This is a genomic window from Pseudoalteromonas sp. NZS100_1 (assembly GCF_015864285.1).
Lineage (GTDB): Bacteria > Pseudomonadota > Gammaproteobacteria > Enterobacterales > Alteromonadaceae > Pseudoalteromonas > Pseudoalteromonas arctica.
In genome coordinates, this window is sequence record NZ_JADYXN010000098.1 from 1 (window position 1) to 1,054 (window position 1,054).

A 1,054-nucleotide genomic window follows, 5' to 3' on the forward strand; every position below is an offset into this window, starting at 1 on the left:
GTAGTTGACCAAAGTTATACTCAAGAAGAAGCAGCCAAAGCGATGGGGGTGGGTAAATCAACCGTCAGTAAGTGGGTTACTCAATTAAAGCAAGAGCGGAATGGCCAGACACCATCGGCTTCGCCAATGACGCCCGAACAAATTGAAATCCGCGAACTTAAAAAGCAAATCCAACGCATCGAATTAGAAAAGGATATATTAAAAAAGGCTACCGCTCTCTTGATGTCCGACTCCCTGAACAATTCTCGTTAATCGAGAAACTAAATCAACGAGAGCGTTACCCAATTAGCGTGCTGTGTAACGTATTCAATGTGCATCGTAGCAGCTATAAATATTGGGCTATACGGGATACAACGCCGACGTCAGAGCAAGTAAGGCTAGAGGCTGAAGTTAAAGCAATACATGCAATGAGCGGTGGCTCAGCTGGGGCGCGGACAATCGCGGCAATAGCAACGAACAATGATTTTGAATTGAGTCGTTATCGTGCTGCTAAGCTAATGGTTAAATTAAAGCTTGAAAGCTGCCAAGTACCTCAACATTCATATAAACGCGGCGGTAATGAACACCTTGAAATTCCAAACCTGCTTGATAGACAATTTGATGTTGTTGAGCCAGATACCGTATGGTGCGGTGATGTGACGTATATTTGGGTAGGTAATCGCTGGGCTTATTTAGCCGTTGTTATTGATTTATTTGCACGTAAAGTCGTTGGCTGGGCCATGTCGTTGTCGCCAGATACTAATTTAACGCTAAAAGCGCTTGAACTCGCGTATGAAAGCAGAGGAAAACCGACAGGACTGATGTTTCATTCAGACCAGGGTAGTCATTATACAAGTTTAAAATATCGCCAACGTTTATGGCGCTATAAAATCAAACAAAGTATGAGTAGGCGTGGAAACTGTTGGGATAATGCACCAATGGAGCGATTTTTTAGAAGCTTTAAAACGGAATGGATGCCAAAGGTTGGATATGGAAATTTTATAGATGCTAAATATAGCGTTAGTGATTATATCAACGGATATTACAACAACGTTAGGCCGCATCATTATAATGC

The 1,054-nt window shown here is 42.3% G+C and carries 1 pseudogene; it reads left to right on the forward strand.

Annotated elements, in window-relative coordinates:
• Nucleotides 1-1,054, forward strand: a pseudogene (locus I6F66_RS20685) (IS3 family transposase); the annotation flags it as partial.